The organism is Micromonospora tarensis (assembly GCF_016803395.1).
Lineage (GTDB): Bacteria > Actinomycetota > Actinomycetes > Mycobacteriales > Micromonosporaceae > Micromonospora > Micromonospora tarensis.
This window is the reverse complement of record NZ_JAEVHL010000155.1, coordinates 1-15,812: the sequence shown is the minus strand read 5'-3', so window position 1 is coordinate 15,812 and position 15,812 is coordinate 1. Positions and strand designations below refer to the sequence as shown.

The 15,812-nt window shown below is 70.5% G+C and carries 14 protein-coding genes; 4 read left to right on the top strand and 10 right to left on the bottom strand.

Translation table 11 applies throughout. The features are described 5' to 3' along the window. The 6 genes from JM949_RS24360 to JM949_RS24335 all read right to left on the bottom strand — a co-directional run. A partial coding sequence (locus JM949_RS24360) for a hypothetical protein (RefSeq protein WP_203150633.1) occupies positions 1–216 on the bottom strand: 216 nt, incomplete at its 3' end. Positions 217–362: 146 nt separating this feature from the next. Next, complete coding sequence (locus tag JM949_RS24355) at positions 363–1,379, bottom strand: hypothetical protein (RefSeq protein WP_203150632.1); 1,017 nt, start codon at positions 1,377–1,379, stop codon at positions 363–365. Positions 1,380–1,529: 150 nt separating this feature from the next. After that, positions 1,530–1,730, bottom strand: a complete 201-nt coding sequence (locus JM949_RS24350; protein WP_309232305.1) for a response regulator transcription factor — start codon at positions 1,728–1,730, stop codon at positions 1,530–1,532. Then, a complete protein-coding gene (locus JM949_RS24345; protein WP_203150631.1) occupies positions 1,718–2,623 on the bottom strand; it encodes a hypothetical protein in 906 nt (301 codons plus the stop codon). Before JM949_RS24345 ends, JM949_RS24350 begins: the two co-directional genes overlap by 13 nt. After that, entirely contained in the window at positions 2,584–4,386 is a 1,803-nt protein-coding gene (locus tag JM949_RS24340; RefSeq protein WP_238433796.1) for an AAA family ATPase, read from the bottom strand. Before JM949_RS24340 ends, JM949_RS24345 begins: the two co-directional genes overlap by 40 nt. A 592-nt stretch (positions 4,387–4,978) precedes the next feature. Next, positions 4,979–5,167, bottom strand: coding sequence for a thioesterase II family protein (locus tag JM949_RS24335; protein ID WP_203150629.1), 189 nt, complete (start codon positions 5,165–5,167; stop codon positions 4,979–4,981). Between the two features lie 359 nt (positions 5,168–5,526). Between JM949_RS24335 and JM949_RS24330 the strand changes: the two genes are divergently transcribed. Next, positions 5,527–6,465, top strand: coding sequence for a cytochrome P450 (locus JM949_RS24330; protein ID WP_238433795.1), 939 nt, complete (start codon positions 5,527–5,529; stop codon positions 6,463–6,465). A 67-nt stretch (positions 6,466–6,532) separates the two neighbouring features. On the opposite strand, the gene JM949_RS24325 is transcribed toward JM949_RS24330, so the two are convergent. Together JM949_RS24325 and JM949_RS24320 are read right to left on the bottom strand one after the other, a co-directional pair. Then, positions 6,533–9,055 (bottom strand): type I polyketide synthase, encoded by a 2,523-nt coding sequence (locus JM949_RS24325; protein ID WP_238433794.1) that lies wholly within the window; start codon positions 9,053–9,055, stop codon positions 6,533–6,535. A gap of 212 nt (positions 9,056–9,267) precedes the next feature. Further along, the gene (locus JM949_RS24320; RefSeq protein WP_203150626.1) at positions 9,268–9,963 is read right to left on the bottom strand and encodes a demethylmenaquinone methyltransferase; all 696 of its coding nucleotides are present in this window, start codon (positions 9,961–9,963) and stop codon (positions 9,268–9,270) included. 88 nt (positions 9,964–10,051) lie between these two features. Here JM949_RS24320 and JM949_RS24315 point away from each other — a divergent pair, with 88 nt between their 5' ends. From JM949_RS24315 to JM949_RS24305, 3 genes are all read left to right on the top strand, one after another. Next, positions 10,052–10,822 (top strand): hypothetical protein, encoded by a 771-nt coding sequence (locus tag JM949_RS24315; protein WP_203150625.1) that lies wholly within the window; start codon positions 10,052–10,054, stop codon positions 10,820–10,822. Positions 10,823–11,016: 194 nt separating this feature from the next. Further along, positions 11,017–12,258 (top strand): PQQ-dependent sugar dehydrogenase, encoded by a 1,242-nt coding sequence (locus JM949_RS24310; RefSeq protein ID WP_203150624.1) that lies wholly within the window; start codon positions 11,017–11,019, stop codon positions 12,256–12,258. A gap of 75 nt (positions 12,259–12,333) precedes the next feature. Next, positions 12,334–13,230 (top strand): DUF642 domain-containing protein, encoded by an 897-nt coding sequence (locus JM949_RS24305; RefSeq protein WP_203150623.1) that lies wholly within the window; start codon positions 12,334–12,336, stop codon positions 13,228–13,230. Between the two features lie 121 nt (positions 13,231–13,351). Here the strand turns inward: JM949_RS24305 and JM949_RS24300 are convergent, their stop codons facing one another. Then, positions 13,352–15,247, bottom strand: coding sequence for a CocE/NonD family hydrolase (locus tag JM949_RS24300; RefSeq protein ID WP_203150622.1), 1,896 nt, complete (start codon positions 15,245–15,247; stop codon positions 13,352–13,354). Between the two features lie 163 nt (positions 15,248–15,410). After that, positions 15,411–15,812 (bottom strand): TlpA family protein disulfide reductase (locus tag JM949_RS24295; RefSeq protein WP_203150621.1); only part of this gene is annotated, 402 nt, incomplete at its 5' end.

Here is a 15,812-nt window from a genome sequence, read left to right as displayed (position 1 = left end):
AGCCGGGCGAGGGCGGCGGCGACGGCGGCGACCGGGTGCCGGGTGGCCAGGCCGCGTCACCACGTCGGCCAGCGGCGCGGCGCCGTCGAGCTGGTCGGCCAGGTCGGCGACGACCGGGTCGTCGATGAGCAGGCTGCGGGTCTCCCCCAGCACCACCAGCGGGCCGTCGGGCAGACGCACCGGCAGGTAGTCCGATCGGAAGCGCGGACGCCACATGGTTCCTCCCGAGCCTGGTGGCCGGACCGGGACACGCCGGCCCGCCGGCGATCACGGCTGCTGCCATCGTCGCGGTCGGGGACGTCCGATCCGAGTGATGCCACCGGTTTCAGCCGTCGGCGGCGATGTGGTGGGTGGGTGCCCGGTCAGTCGGCGGTGACGGTCAGCGCGGTGTCGTTGAGCCCCAGCACCGACGTGCCGGTGCTCTGCGCCGGTACCAGCAGCAGGAAGGTCTCCACCCGGGTCACCCGGACCGTCTTCCCGCTGATGGTCGCGCGGTGACCGGTGGCGATCAGATCCGGGCTCTGCGGCACCATCTGGACGGTGGCCGGACCGCCGGGCGCCGGGCGCAGCGTGTCGGTGGCGTGGATCGTCAGGAAGGTGAGCGTGCCGGCCGGGACCGCGACCGCGCAGTCGGACCACTCGGCCCGGTCCATCGTCCGCTTGACCGTCGCGCCGGCACCGGCAAGCTGCTGCCCGTAGACCTCCCACCCGCCGGCGAACTGGCCGTCGAGCAGCGGGCTCGACGCGACGAGCGACCGGTTGCTCGTGGTGGATCCGATGCTGCGGGAGAAGACCTCCGCGGCGAGGGCCCGCCGGGTGGTCTCGTCCACTGCCGTCCCGCCCGCCGTGGCCGGCCGGCCGTCGATGCTCCGGGCGACCACCAGTGCGGGTTGGGTGACCTGGACGTTGTGGCTGAGCTTCCACTGGCCGTCGTCGCCGAGCACGAACTGGCTGACGTCGGTGGGTGCCAGTTCCGAGCCGGTCAGTCTGAGGGTGGCCGTGGCGAGGAAGCAGGCCGGGTTACCGGTCGGCACCGCGAAGGCCGGGTTGATGTGCTGGAACGACGGTTGCGGGCGCTGGTTGTAGCTGGCCCGGCGGACTGCCGCGATGCTGAGGTCCAGCGAGGGCGGTACCTCCTGGGTCCGCAGCGCCTCGACGTCACCGGCCACCGAGGCGGCCGAGTCGGCCTGGTCGAAGGCGGTGAGCACCAACGCGGCCCGCTCACGACCAAACGTGGCCGAACCGGCGGGCGCCGGGGTGGCCGCGTCGACCGGCTCGCCAGCACAGCCGGTGAGCACGAGCAGCGCCGTTGCGGCGGCGGCGAACGGCACCGGCGCGGCGAGGGTACCCGGGCTCCTGACGGATCTTCTGCCCAGCATCTCGTCCTCCATCCACCACCGGTCACGGGAATCGCGCCCGATGCAGTCGAGTATGTGAGCGACTGTCGGACCACGTCGGGGGCGGCGCGGCCTCGTGCTGCCCGGCCGGTCGAGGTTGCACCGAACGACGTCATCCGGCCCGGGGCACGGTCACCGATCGGTGTCATCGAGCCGGGCGACCCAGGCGACCAGAGCGGATCGGGAGGCGACGCCCGCCTTGCGGTAGATCCGGGTCAGGTGCGCCTCCACCGTGCGCGGACTGATGTTCAGCTGCCGCCCGATCAGTCGACTGGTGGCCCCGGTCGCCGCCAGCCGGGCGATGTGCCACTCCCGGTCGGTCAGCGCGGCCACCTCGCCCGGCCCGACCGGGCGGCCAGCCGGAGCGCGACCCGTTCCGTCCCACACCAGCCGGCCAGTTCCAGGGCCCGACGGCGGGCCCGCGCCGCCCGACCGGCCTGGTCCGCGGCTTCGGCGGCCCGAGCCAGGGAGGCCAGCGTGAGGCTGCGCCGCAGCGCCATCCCGCCGGTGCGGAACAGGTCGGCGGCGGCCTCCAGGTGCCGCATCGCCGCCGGGACATCGCCACGGGCGAGCAGCACCTCGCCGTACGCCAACTCGGCGAAGCCGCGCTGCCCGGCGAGACCGACCTGATCCGCCTCGGCCATCGCCCGTCGCGCCTGCCGCTCAGCCTCGGTCACCTCGCCGGCGGCGAGGGCGGCGGCGCAGAGCAGCTCGAACCACATCGGCCGGAGGGTGGTCTGGAGGCGGCTCAACCGGTTGTCGCCGCCGGCCGAGCGCACCAGGTCGGCGCAGGTCGCCGGATCACCGGAGAGCAGTGCCGCAGCCGCCAGCGCCATCGCGGCGGTACGACCACACCAGGTGGCGGGGTCGGTGGCGATTCCGACGGCGCTGCGGGCCAGCGCCACCGCCCGGCCGTCGTCCCGGGGACCACCACGCCAGGCCGTCGCCTCCGCCTCGAACGCCAGGGCGAAGCTCAGCAGGTGGTGGCTGCCGATCCGCCGGGCGACGATGCCCGCCTCGGTGGCCAGCCCGATGGCGGTGGTCAGCTGACCGCCGTGGTAGGCGACCTGACTGCGGGCGAGCAGCAGCTGGCAGAGCCCGTCGTCGCGGTGCGAGGCGCGGACGAGGGTCAGCCCCCGGTCGAGGTGCCGCACCGCGTCGGCCTGCCGTTCCAGGTACAACTCGGTCAGGCCGAGCGCGGTGAGGCAGTCGGGGTGGTCGCGCACGTCCCGGTCCGGCAGCGAGTCGACGATCCGGGCACCGGCGTCGAGCAGGCCCCGGGCATCGTCGAGTGCGCCGTCGTGCGCGGCGGCCAGGCCGCGTACGGCCAGCAGGCCGGCCCGGTCGGGGGGCGAGCCGTCAAGGTCTTCGGTGGTCGGGTCGGCAGACCGGCGACGGGACGGCCGGCCAGGATGCCGGCGACGCCGATCTCGGCGGCGAGTCGGTAGCCGACGCCGGGGGTGGCGCCGGCCGGTAGCGCGGCCAGCTCGCGACGGCTGATCGCCGCCGCTTCCGGGTAGTTGCCGAGCAGGCGTTCCACGCGCGCCCAGAGCGCGACCGCCTGTCCCCGTCGTTCCGCCGGGTCGGCGGGCAGCAGCGGCACGATCTCCTGGAGCAGGGCCCGGCTCTCGGCCAGGTTGCCCGCCTCCCCGGTGATCTGGGCGAGGGCGAGTGCCACGTCCCGACGACGCGTCGAGCCGGCCGTCGGCCGCAGCACCCGCAGCGCCAGCCGAAGCCAGCGGATGGCCAGGTCCGGTGTCTCCCGGCGGATCTCCTGGGCGGCCTGGCAGAGCACGTCGACGCAGCGTTCCACCCAGCGGCCGTTCGGCAGGGCGAGCAGACGCTCCGCGTACCGGGCCTGGTCGGTGGGGGGCGCGCCCAGCTCGACGAGCGCGGTGAGCGCCCGCGCGGAGGCCTCCGCCCGCCACGCCGGGTCGGTGTCCTGGGCGACCGCCATCCGCAGCACCGGGTGCCGGAAGGCGAACCGTCCGGTGCCGGGGACCCGCCGGATCAGGTCGAGCCGGGCCAACCGCCAGCCGGCCTCGACCGCGTGTGACGTCGGCACCTGCGCGACCGCGGCGAGCAGGTCCGCGGCGAAGGGCGGGTCGACGATCGCGGCAGCCCGCAGGCAGGCCAGCTCGACGGACGGCAGGTTTGCCCACTCGCGGCGCAGCACCGCCACCACGGTGTCGGCCAACCAGGCGCCCTGGGCTTCCCGGCTCGGGTCGGCGCGGCCCGATGCGGGGCCGCCCGGCAGCGCCGCCAGGTAGCCGGGGTTGCCGCCGGTTACCTCGTACCGGACGCGCAGCTCCGCCTGGTCGATGTGCGGGTGCAGGGGCGCGACCTCGGCGAGGCTGAGCGGGCTGAGCTCGATCCGGTCGTGTGCTGTCGGCTCCGCGTCGGTCTGTTCCGGGGGATCCGGTGGACCGAACGGCATCGGGGTCGCCATCTGCCGCGGACGGTAGACCAGCACGAGCAGCAGGGGGGCGGGCACCGGATAGCGCAGGAGGTGGGCGATCAGACCGGCGGAGGAGGCGTCCGCCCAGTGCAGGTCGTCGAGGACCAGCGCGAGACCGTCCCGGGCCGCCAGGCCGATCAGCCGCCGGGCCAGTTGGAAGGTCCGGAACCGCCGGGCGTCCGACGACGGCCCAGGTGGCACCGTGGCCGTGGACTCCAACCAGGTCTCCCCGGCGCACCCCCCGACAGGTAGCCCGGGTCGGAGTGGCCGCCGCTCCGTGAGAGCGTGTCGGAACACGTGGAAGGGAACTCCACGCTCGTCCGGCGCGCACGTCCCGACGGCCCACGCGACCGCGGGAGGGCACCGTTCCATGGCCTCGCGGACGAACCGGGTCTTGCCGATGCCCGGCTCCCCGACCACCTCGCAAACCACCTGCCGGCCTCGGCTCAGCGCAGCGGCCCGGGCTCTCTCGATACGCGCCAACTGTGGTCGCCGGCCAACGAAGCACGCATTTTCCAGCCCAGGTGTCATCACGCAGATCAGACGCTTTCTGGCACACGCTAAGGGGATTGGTCGCACTATACCGGAGCGTGGTCGAATGTCGATGCGGCGATGTCACATATCGAACGACGTCGGGACGCAGGTTTTCTTCGAACCTGCACCACAATCCGCAGAATTGGACCGGCCGGAAAGAGCCGGAACGATATCGCTGGAGCCCGATAAATCATCCCCCCGACCACCGGTCTAGGTACAGACGCACGAGGTCGACGCCCGAAGGAACCACGATCCGCTGGCCATTCGGCCGATGATGGTGAATGCGCCCCCCTGTCCGGATATCGGCGAAATCATGAGCGCCTATGCAAATCGTCCGAAGCGGCCGTGTCGTTCACCCGTCCGCTCGACGCCCCTTACCAGGATCCTCCCGCGAGGCGCTGGCGGGGAATGACGAAAACCCGGTGCACCCGAATTGGGGACGTTCCGCTGACCTCCGACGCGCGAGGACCGCGACGGGGCGGCCCGGCCGGCAGCCGGGAGACAAAAAGAAAAGGCCGGCCGCGGCCGGCAATGGGCACCCCCGGCGCGCGAAGGCTGAGCCACCGGCTCGGCAGCGGCCGGGCCCGGTTCACCACAGCAGCCGGGCGGCGATGTACCCGGTCACCGCCGCGGCGTGATCGGCCAGGTAGAAGTGGCCGCCCGGGAAGACGCGCAGTTCACAGGAGGCGGTGGTGTGACCGATCCAAGCCTTGGCGTCGTCGACCGAGACACGCGGGTCACTGTCACCGATGAGCACGTCGATCGGGCAGCCGACCACGGCATCCGTCTTGAGTCTCCGCTACGACGTCCGCCGGCCGACTTCTACCGTGAGGAAAACGCTGTCTCTCCACGAAGGAGACCGCCGATGACGGTGGAAGCCGCCCCCTTCTATCCCATGGAGCGGCAGGGATCCTGCCCCTTCGACCCCGCGCAGCGACTCCGGGATCTCACCGTCGAAGAGCCGGTCAGCAAGGTACGGCTGTGGAGCGGCAACGAGGCGTGGCTGATCACCCGCAACGCCGACCTGCGCGCCGCGATCGGCGACCGTCGCCTCATGCGATCCGCGCGTCGCCGGGGTTCCCGCACGTCACACCGTTCGTCGAGACCCGACAGGACGTCCCCCGCACGATCATCGAGATGGACTTCCCGGAACACACCACGTACCGGCGGATGATCACGAAGGACTTCCTGCACCGCCGCGTCGAGCAACTGCGCCCCCGCATCGAGAACATCATCGACGACCTGCTGGACACCATGCTCGCCACCGAGGAGCGCCCGGTGGACCTGGTCCGGGCGCTCGCCCTGCCGGTGCCGTCGATCGTCATCTGCGAGCTGCTCGGTGTCCCGTACCAGGACCACGCCTTATTCCAGACCCGCAGCAACGTGCTCTTCTCCCGCGAGGCGACCGCCGAGCAGGCGATGACGTGCTTCCAGGAACTCGCCGGCTACCTGGGCGAACTGGTGGGGAAGAAGGCCGCGGAGCCCGGCGACGACCTGACCAGCCGCCTGGTCACCGAGCAGCTGATGACCGGCGCGATCACCCCCGAGGCGCTGGTGGCGATGCTGGTGCTGCTCCTGACCGCGGGCCACGAGACGACCGCGAACATGATCTCGCTGAGCGCCCTGACCCTGCTCCAGCACCCCGAGCAGTTGGCGAAGCTGCGCGCCGATCCCGACAAGGTGCCGACGGCCGTCGAGGAGCTGCTGCGCTATCACACGGTGGCGGCGAGCGGAGCGCGCCGGGTGGCGGTGGCCGACATCGAGATCGGCGGCCAGCTGGTACGCGCGGGCGAGGGCGTCATCCTCGCCTACGACGCCGCCAACCGCGACGGATCGGTCTTCGACGACCCGGACGCCTTCGACATCGACCGGTCCGACGTGGACCAGCACCTCGCGTTCGGTTACGGGCCGCACCAGTGCATCGACCAACAGCTGGCCCGCGCCGAACTGCAGATCGTCACCCGCAAGCTCTTCGAGCGCGTCCCCACCCTGCGGCTCGCCGGCGACCTGGCGGAGTTGCCGTTCCGCCGGGACGCGGCCGTCTATGGTCTGCAGGAGCTACCTGTCACCTGGTGACGGCTTTCGGCGGTCGATGCCGCCTCCGCTTGTCCGCGCAGGCGGCACCGGCCCGTCGGGCCACCCGTCAACTCTGGTCGCCAACCGCCCGGAGCCAGTCGTGTACCGCGCGACCGGTGTCGGCGCCGAACTCGGTCACCATCGTGCAGTGGTCACCGGCGACCGTCAGCAGGTCGTGGGCCAGGTTCCAGCGGGCCTGCCACGGCGTCTCGTCGCCCTGGTCGCCGGGCAGCGCCGGCACCCGCCGCTCCGGTCGGACGATCAGGGTCGGCGCGTTGACCGGCGCTGGTTGCCAGCCCGCGAAGAGATCGAGGTAGCGTCCCATCGCGGTAAGACCGGCGAAGTCCGTCGCCGCGAACCCGGTTCCGCGCTCGAACACCTCCTCGTGCAGCGATCGGGCCATCGACTCGGACAGGTCGCCGGGTAGGTAGGTGTCGAGCAGCACCAACCCCGCCACCTGCACGTCGACCCGGTCCTCCAGGCACCGGGTCACCGCGTGTGCCAGCAGGCCGCCCGACGAGTAGCCGACCAGCACCACGGGACGGCCTCGTACGTGCTCGGCGACGGCGTCCGCGTGCACGTCGACCGCCGCGTCGAGGCCGGCCGGCAGACTCTCGCCGTCCGCGAAGCCCGGTGGGTTGATCAGCCAGGCGCTGCGCAACCGGGCCGCGTCCGACAACGACAGGATCCCGGCAACATGCGCGGCGGCGATCTCACCCTGGCTGTGACCGATCACCGCCGCCGGACGCACCCCATGGTCCTGCCACAACTTCGCGAGACTGACCATCACCGCGAACAGCGCCGGCTGCACCACGTCCACCCGGTCCAGGTCGCGCAACACCTCCGACAACCGCCACCCGGTGAACGGCGCCAACGCCGCCTCACACTCGGTCATGTGCTCCCGAAAACGGGGCGAGCGGGCCATCAGATCCTCGGCCATCCCCGCCCACTGCGAACCCTGACCGGGGAACACGAACACCACACGACCATCGCTCGAGACTTTCTGGCCGTGCACCACCAGATCGGGGGCGAGCCGCACCGCACGATGATCAAAACGGGTCCGGGCGGTCGCCAGGGACCACGCCACCTCACCCGGGTCCGCGTCCAGCCCATCCAGGGCAGCCAGCCCCGCCTCAACCGCGCCCGGCGACTTCCCCGACACCACCCACGGCACCAGGTCAGAGGCGACCAACGGCACCGACGCCTCGACCGGCACCGCCGGCGGCTCAGGCGCCTGCTCCACGATGACGTGACAGTTGGTGCCGCCCATACCGAACGAGTTGACCCCGGCCAGCAGCGGCAGCTCGGGTCGCGGCCACGGACCTGCCTCCTGCTGAACGCGCAGGCGCAACTCGTCGAACGCGATAGCCGGATTCGGCGTGACGAAGTTGAGGCTGGCAGGCACCTCGCGGTGTCGGACTGCGAGGACGGTCTTGGGCAGGCCGACGATGCCGGCGGCGCCTTCCAGGTGGCCCACGTTGGTCTTCGCCGAGCCGACCGCGAGCGGCATGCCGGGGTCACGCCCCGCACCGAGCACCGCGCCCAACGCGGCGGCCTCGATCGGGTCGCCCAGGCGGGTGCCGGTGCCGTGCAGCTCGACATACTGCACCGCGGCCGGGTCGACGCCCGCGGCGGCGTACGCAAGCAGGAGCACCTCCTCCTGCGCCGCCTGGTGCGGCGCGGTGAGGCCGGGGCCGCCGCCGTCGTTGTTCAGGGCGCTGCCACGGATCACGCAGTACACCGGGTCGCCGTCCGCCACAGCCGCGGCAAGCGGTTTGAGCAGGACGAACCCGCCCCCCTCACCTCGTACGTAGCCGTTCGCGCGGGCGTCGAACGTGTAGCAGCGGCCGTCCGGGGAGAGCGCGCCGAACTGCGCGGCCGCGACGGTGCTGTGCGGGGCGAGGTTGAGGTTGACGCCGCCGGCGAGGGCCAGGCTGGATTCGCCGTGGCGCAGGCTCTCGCAGGCCAGATGCACGGCGGCGAGAGCGGACGACTGGGCGGTGTCGACAGTCAGGCTGGGGCCGCGCAGGCCGAGGAAGTACGAGAGGCGGTTGGCGAGCAGCCCTCGGTTCAGGCCGATCATCGCGTGGCGGGTGTAGGCGTGCGCACCCTGCTGGTCGATCAGGCCGGCGTAGTCGCCGGCGGTGGCGCCGACGAACACACCGGTACGTGTGCCGCGCACTGTGGCGGGCAGCGTGCCGGCGTTCTCGAGTGCCTCCCAGCCGAGCTCCAGGACGAGTCGCTGCTGCAAGTCGAGAGTGGCCGCCTCGCGCGGTGAGATGCCGAAGAAACCGGCGTCGAAACCGGCGACGTTGTCCAGGAAACCGCCCGATCGAGAATTGACCCGACCCGGTCCGGGCTCGCCGGCGTCGAAGTATTTGTCGACATTCCAGCGCTCTCCGGGCACCTCACGGATGCCACTGCCACCGCTGCGAAGTAACTGCCAGAACTCCTCTGGATCGTTTGCCCGGGGAAGTCTGCAGGAGATGCCGATAACTGCAATGGGGGTGAAGTTCGGAACGTCTTCCGTATTTTTTTCAATCGGCGTCCGCACAGGCCCTGTTACCTCGCGTCTCGGCCATACCAGCATCGCAGCCGAACACCTGTGACCGACTTGACTCATTGCAGTACTGCCTGCTCACGAGGACGCATCAATGCTGCTTCGAAGTCGCTGATACAACCTTTCAGGCGCTTGGGCCGCGTGTTAGCGCGCAACGCTCGGGGCGGCTTCGGGCAACGTGGCAGCGCAACGCCCGGTGGAACACGCCGGGGCGGGCGGCGGGCGGCGGCGTGCCGCCTCGGTCAGGCGGGCTTGGTCGCCCGGTGCAGCGCGACGATGCCGTTGGTGAGGTTTCGCCAGCTCACTTGCTCCCACCCGGCAGCGGCGACAGTGCCGGCGAGCCTCTGCTGACCGGGCCAGTCACGGATGGACTGCGCGAGATACTCGTACGCCTCGGGGTTGGATGAGACGATCTTGGCCAGGCTGGGCAACGCCCGTGGGATGTAGTTTTGGTAGACCGCCCGGAAAGGCGCGAACAACGGCGTCGAGAATTCACAGACGACGAGTCGACCACCGGGCCGGGTGACCCGTGCCATCTCGGCGAGCGCCGCCCGCGTGTCACTCATGTTACGCAGCCCGAACGACACGGTAACGGCATCGAAGGTTTCGTCTCGGAACGGCAGACGAAGGCCGTCCCCGGCCACCATCGGGACGTCACGACCCAGTTCGCGTCCGCGCCTGAGCATCTGCTTGGAGAAATCCGCGCACACGCAGAAAGCGCCTGACCGGCCCAGCTCGACGGTCGACGCACCGGTCCCACCGGCCAGATCGAGAACCTGTTCGCCGGGCACCAGGCTCAGCGCCTTACGCGTCTCCCGGCGCCAATAGCGATCCAGCCCGAAACACATCACCGTGTTAGCCAGGTCATAGTGTCGTGCCACCCCGTCGAACATGGTGGCGACCTCACGTGGATTCTTGTCCATATCGGCGCGGGGCATGGCAAGCACATTAGCGCAATCCCGACTCCGTCACTCCACCACTCCGCCGCTGGCGCCCTCCGGCCGAAGGCGGGCCGCGGAGGAGCCGTTGCTCCCGAAGATCACCTACGGCAGCATGATCAGAATGACTGGGCACCTGGGCTGGGTAGACCGCTATCTCGCCGGCCAACAAAGCTGGGTATGGCATGAGCTGCGGCAGCTGGGCAGCCGCGTCCGTGAGCCAGCCTTCGCCGCGGAGGCGCAGGCGGTGTGCGACGAGATGGCCCGCAGAGCCCGGAGCAACATCGAAACGCTTGTCGCGCGCCTGCGCGAGCAGGGCTACCGATTCCACGACAACGACGACGACCAGACGCCGACCCCGCCCTACACGCCCCCTGGCGCCGGGGCCGAGGAACACCTGCACTGGCTGGAGCAGCGCATCGGCCCCATCCCGATGGTGTTGTCGTCGTGGATCCGCATCGTGGGCGACGTGTGGCTGGTCGGAACGCACCCCCAGTGGCCCAACTCGGCGGCGGCCGACCCGCTCGTGCTCGAAGTGGCAGGCTCCCGCTACCCGGACGCTGACATCCGCGGGTACGTCGCGGACGAGATCGAGGCCTGGCAGGACGACCAGGACGAGCCATTCTTCCTGCCCGTCTCGCCCGACCACTACCACAAGAACAACGTCAGCGGCGGCGGCCCCTACCGCATCGTCCTTCCTGACGCGTCCGCCGACGCGCACTTCGTCGGCGAGGCCGGCATGCCTCTGGTGTCGTACCTGAACTGGGTCTTTCGGCACGGTGGCTTCCCCCGCCCCACTGGAGACGGAGCACAGTGGCAGGTCATCCGCCAGCTGAGAAAGGGCCTGCACCGCCTCTGACAGCCGATCGGACGCATTGACGACGATGGGCACGGCAGCCCGGCAACAGCGGGCGCGGGCGTGCCACCGCGCGACCTCATCTCCACCGCGGAAGCGCGGCGCGGACGGCCGGCGAGTTGGATATTGAGACGACTCGATGTAATGTGGGAACGCTCCCAAACCGCCCGCCACCCCTCTCGCTCGAGGAGTTGACCATGCCGCGAAGGCGTTCTCGCCCGGCCACCATGCTGGCCGGGCTGTTCGTTCTGACCATGTCCGCGCTGCTGTTACCACCGGCACCACTGGCCGGCACCGCCTCGGCCGGCACATCCCACACCCGCGCCGCGCCACTCGCCGAACTGACAGTGGTGTCCGAACAGGTGGCCTTCGGCCTGCAACGCCCGATCGCGATCGCCGGACTGCCGGACGGTCGGATGCTGATCGCGGAAAAGAACGGCACCGTCCGCGCCTACCACCCCGACACCGGCCTGGCGGCCGCACCGGTGCTCGACCTGACCGCCCGGATCGACACGTCGGACAACGAACGCGGCCTTCTCGGCATCACGCCCGCGCCGAACTTCGCGCGCACCGGGATGCTCTACGTGGCCTACACCAGCCTGCCGGCCGGCGCGCTGACGCTGGCGCGAGTTCCCATCAGCGCTCCCGACCGGTTGCAGGTGCTGCTCACCCAGGAACACGCCGAGTACGGCAACCACAACGGCGGGCAGGTGGCGTTCGGCCGCGACGGCTACCTCTACTGGTCGACCGGCGACGGCGGCCACGCGAACGACCCGTTCAAGAGCGGCCAGAACCTCGGCACCCTGCTCGGCAAGATCCTGCGGATCGACGTCAACCGCAGCTGCGGCGGAAAGCCCTACTGCGTGCCCTCCGACAACCCGTTCGTCCGCACCGCGGGCGCCCGGCCGGAGATCTGGCTCTACGGGCTGCGCAACCCGTGGAAGTTCTCCATCGACCCGGCGGACAACTCGCTGTGGATCGGTGACGTCGGCCAGGGTCTGATCGAGGAGATCAACCACATCCGCCCGGCACAGCGGGGCGCGAACCTCGGCTGGTCCTGCAAGGAGGGCACGCCGGTCTTCGACGAGACGCAGTGCCGACCGGGCGTGCGACTCACCGACCCGATCGTCGAGTACGACCACTACATGACGGAGAACTGCTCCATCATCGGCGGCTTGGTCTACCGCGGGTCCGTCACCCCGGAGGCGCGGGGCACCTACATCGCGAGCGACTACTGCTCGACCCGCGCGTTCGCCGTGCGTCCCAAGTCCACTGGTGGCTACGAGTCCGCTGAGATCGGCACCTTCCCCACCCAGCCAACGGCCTTCGGCGCCGATGTGAACGGCGAGCTGTACGTGCTCAGTGACCTGCCGGGATGGCTGAGCAAGGTGCGGTTCGAGCGGGTCCAGGCGGCTGGCGGCGGGGTGGCGAACCGCTGAACCTCGGCACAGTCGCTCCGCAACACCCCGGGGACGGCCGCCCAGACGCGGCCGTCCCCGGCTCACTGCGCCGTGGTGACGACCACCTGGCAACTTGATCCGCACCTGCGTGAAAAAAGCCCTGCGAACGCCATGAGTCCGACGTCAGCCGCCGCCGGTGCCAGGCACCTGTCAAGAATCACCGCTACTCAACCGCTGTCGGATTTTGGCCGACTGATGGAGTTTGAGAGCCTTGCCATCCTTCGTGGCGTCACCGTAACGTCACTGATCGGCATCGATTTTCTAGCGTCCGGTGGTCGATCCACGACACGACGTTCCGGAACCGCCCCAGCCGATGCCCACGTCGGAGGGACATGCATGGCAACACGTCCGGGTACTTATCGAACGGTCATCGGAGCGGCGCTGGCGGTGGCGTTGTCCGTCGTCCTGACCGCCCTCACGGCGAGTCCAGCCGCGGCGGCCACCGTCTTCACCGACGGTTTCGAGAATCCCGTTATCAGCGGCGACTTCACGGAGTTCGCCGCCGGCCAGCAGATCGGCTCGTGGACCGTCACCACCGGCACCGTCGGCCTGACCCGCGACTGGCAGGCCGCGGAAGGTGACCAGTCACTCGACCTCAACGGGTTCAGCCCAGGTGCGGTCGCCCGTACGCTGCCCACGAAGCTGCTCACCACCTATCGGGTGAGCTACGCCCTCGCCGGCAACCCGGACAACGGCCCGCTCATCGCCACGGGCAGGGTCACGGCCAACGGCCAGACAGTCGACAGCTTCTCCTTCGACACCACCGGCCACACACCATCCGACATGGGATACGTGTACCGGACGTTCTACTTCACCAACGTCCTCTCCGCCGCCACCGTGCTGCAGTTCGCCAGTACCACTGCGGATGCCTTCGGACCGGTCATCGACGACGTACGCGTCGAGAGCTGCCTGCTCGTCATCTGCCCCGCCGGCACGGCCACAGCCATCTGAGTCACCCAGGTGCGCCGCGCGGCGCAGCGGGGCGGCCCGTCGATCGACAGCCCTCCACGGAGGGGTCGATCGCCGGGCGCCCCGGTGCTGAGCCGCGCCGGGCGGCCCGTCGATCAGCCGGTCAGAGGCCGGCGGCGTGCGCGGCGGCGGTGCCGCCGACCACGGGTAGCACGATCTTGCTGCTCTTCAACGCGACCTGCAGGTTCGCGGCGGTGGTGTCCGCCTGGCTGGAGTACTGCGGGTAGCTGGCCACGATGATCACGCCGACCCGGTGGCCGGGCTTGAAGACGTAGTCCTCCGGCAACAGCGGGAAGCTGAAGTTGTACGACTCCCCCGGCACCAGCGGCACGGCGACCCGGATCGACTGCCGGTTCTGGGCGTCCATGATGCCCTTGGTGACCAACTCGTAGTCGGCCGTGGCCACCCGCTTCGCCGTCTGCTTGTAGCAGCCGTCATCCGTCGGGCTGCTCTGGCCCCAGCAGTCCTCGGTGCTCAGGGTGATGATGCCCTCGCCTGAGGCCCGGTGCGCGACCCGCTCGTCGGTGCCGTAGTCGACCAGGATCGCCCCGAGGTTGGTGTCGGTCTGGTCCGCGATGGCCCGCAGTTGCACGGTCGGGGTGCCGGAGATGTGCAGCGGCGCGGCGAGCGGCGCGGAGAGGAAGGCCAGCCGGTTGGGCTGTACCACGTCCGGGTTGAGGATCATGGTGTTCTGGCTCTGCGTGCGGCTGTCCTGGAACGCGCCGGTGGTCGGCTTCGCGGTGGGCACCAGCCCGAGACCGCCCGCGCCGGTGGTGCCGGGCTGGAGGAACACCTCGGTGTCGGCCTTGCCAGGGATCGGCCAGTCGGCGTGGGTCTCCCACACGTCGGCGGAGCGCTCCAGGTCCACCCGCGGCTCGTCCATGATGCCGTTGGCGACGCCCTGCAACCAGAAGTCGAACCACCGGTGCAGCGTCGACACCCACACCGCGCGGCGCGAGTCGAACGGGTCGACGTGGCCCTCCTGCGACAGCCACAGCTTACGCGGCACGTTCTTCTCGGCCAGGGCGTACCAGAACTTGCTGAAGTGGTCCGGCCGGACGTTGTCGTCGTTGAGGCCGTGGTAGAGCAGCACGCTGGCGGTGACGTTGGGGACCTTCTTGACGTAGCTGCGCTCGTTCCAGAAGGACGTGTAGTCGCCGTGCTCGTCGCCGTCGGCGGCGCCTATCGCGTCGCGCACCGGCTTGCAGTAGTCCCGGCGCTCGGGGTTGGTGACAGTGTTGGCCAGCGACGACACGTAACTGTTGCCACGGGTGACCACGCCGTTGCTGCGCACGTAGTCGTAGTACTCGGTCGGTCCGCTGATGGGCACGACAGTGGTCAGGCCCGGCACGCCGGTCACCGCCGTGGCCATGGCCAGCGAGCCGTCGTACGACTTGCCGATCATCCCGGTCTTGCCGTTGTGCCAGTCCGCCTTGACGATCTCACCGGCGGCGTTGCGGGCGGTGGCCCGGCCGTTGAGCCAGTTGACGGCCTGCTTGGCGCTCAGATTGTCCTGGTTGGCGTTGGTGGTCGGGCAGCCGGTGGAGTTGTTGGTGCCGACCATGTCCAGCAGGATGACCGCGTAGCCGCGCGGCACGAAGTAGTTGTCGTAGAACAACGGCCACTTGTCCAGCAGTCCGTCGCCGTCGAGGTCCGCCTTGCACTCGGACTCGTTGCCGCGGCAGACCGTCGAGTAGTAGGGGCTGGCGTCCATCACCACGGGGGCCTTGAGCCCCTGGGCGGTGGCGGCCGGCCGCATCAGGTCGAACGCGATGATGTCGCGCAGACCGTCGTTGTCGCTGTCGAAGGTGGAGTCGATGAAGAGGCGTTCCCTAATGGCGTCGGCGTAGCCGAACACCGGCTGGGTGACGCCGTCCTGGACGACGATCGACGGCGGGTTGTCCGCCGCCTGCGCCTGCGGCGCCGCGCCGAGGGCGGCGAGCACCGCCGCGGACAGTACGGCCACGCCTCTGCGCCAGCGCGTTCCCACTGTAGCCATGCAGTCTCCTTGAGGTATCCGAGGTTGCGAACGCTACGAGCCGGTGGCCGGTGCCACCACCTGCACGTGTAGGAACTTCGCCGGGTGTGGTTCGACGGGTGCGGCCCGCACCGCCGGGCGGCCGGCCCTGGTCGGGCAGCACCGAGGGGCCGGCACGGCGGGACTACTGCTGGTCGGCCAGCACCAGCTCGCGCAGCCGCTGGTCGAGCGTCGGCGCGTCCAGGCCACCCGGCCAGCCACGGAGCAGAGCGCCGCCCTTTGCCACCAGCACCACGGCCGGTGGCTCCCGCACCGCGTACGAACGCCAGATCGTCTGCTGGTCGTCCACGACCACCGGATACTCCACCCGGTGCGCGCGTAGGTAGTCCTGGACCTCGTCGGCCTGGTCCGCGCCGGCCACGCCGACGAAGACCACCCGGTCCCGATAGCTGCGGGCAAGCTCGCTGAGGGCGGCCTGACGGCTGGCGCAGGTGGTGCACCAGGAGTTGAAGAAGGTGAGCACGACGGGACGCTGCGCCCACAGCTCGGCGGCGGCGAACGGTGTGCCGTCGGTCAGCGCGCCGGT

Excerpts from the sequence above, each read along its gene's own strand:
- JM949_RS24310 (WP_203150624.1), top strand. The coding sequence starts at position 11,017 with ATGCCGCGAAGGCGTTCTCGCCCGGCCACCATGCTGGCCGGGCTGTTC.
- JM949_RS24355 (WP_203150632.1), bottom strand. The coding sequence starts at position 1,379 with ATGCTGGGCAGAAGATCCGTCAGGAGCCCGGGTACCCTCGCCGCGCCG.
- JM949_RS24300 (WP_203150622.1), bottom strand. The coding sequence starts at position 15,247 with ATGGCTACAGTGGGAACGCGCTGGCGCAGAGGCGTGGCCGTACTGTCC.
- JM949_RS24330 (WP_238433795.1), top strand. The coding sequence starts at position 5,527 with ATGGACTTCCCGGAACACACCACGTACCGGCGGATGATCACGAAGGAC.
- JM949_RS24325 (WP_238433794.1), bottom strand. The coding sequence starts at position 9,055 with ATGCTGGTATGGCCGAGACGCGAGGTAACAGGGCCTGTGCGGACGCCG.
- JM949_RS24340 (WP_238433796.1), bottom strand. The coding sequence starts at position 4,386 with ATGACACCTGGGCTGGAAAATGCGTGCTTCGTTGGCCGGCGACCACAG.
- JM949_RS24320 (WP_203150626.1), bottom strand. The coding sequence starts at position 9,963 with ATGCCCCGCGCCGATATGGACAAGAATCCACGTGAGGTCGCCACCATG.